Origin of the sequence: Bacillus sp. HY001, from assembly GCF_007558965.1 — a bacterium.
GTDB lineage: Bacteria > Bacillota > Bacilli > Bacillales > Bacillaceae_G > Bacillus_A > Bacillus_A mobilis.
The window spans coordinates 1-448 of record NZ_VLTE01000287.1; the positions used below are offsets into that span (position 1 = coordinate 1).

The following is a 448-nucleotide window of genomic DNA, read 5'->3' on the forward strand; positions in this document are numbered from 1 at the left end:
CACTTCTATTTATGGAATAAAGCTCAATAAGAAAATTGATTTATAGAAAAATACACTTAAAAGAAAAGGGGAAGAGAAGGGTTGAGAAAATGAAAAAACCACGAAACACCTTGATATGAAAGCGCTTCGTGGTTTTTTAGATGTTTCAAACACATCATTTAAGAATTTCTTCTTCTTTTGAGTGTATATCGTATACATAAGAAAATTGAGTATTATTATTCGATTCCTTCGTTATCCTAACATTTGTATCGATTTTTATGGAAATGGATTGTTTACAGCCTCTGTATATCCTCTTGCCAATTTGAATCAACTTAGATTTTATTCAACTGATTTTTTATTAGAATCTTTCTCTAAAAATTCTCTGAAATCATCTCCCCAATCACAGATAGAGTTTACAACGGGTTCTAGAAGTAAACCAATTTCACTCAGTTGATACTCTACTTTAGGA

At 30.4% G+C, this 448-nt stretch carries 1 protein-coding gene; it reads right to left on the minus strand.

Features of this window, described 5'->3' with window-relative positions; all coding sequences use genetic code 11:
* Positions 1-318: 318 nt before the first annotated feature.
* On the minus strand, positions 319-448 hold a 130-nt coding region (locus FOT98_RS31340), incomplete at its 5' end, for a winged helix-turn-helix transcriptional regulator (RefSeq protein WP_144291264.1).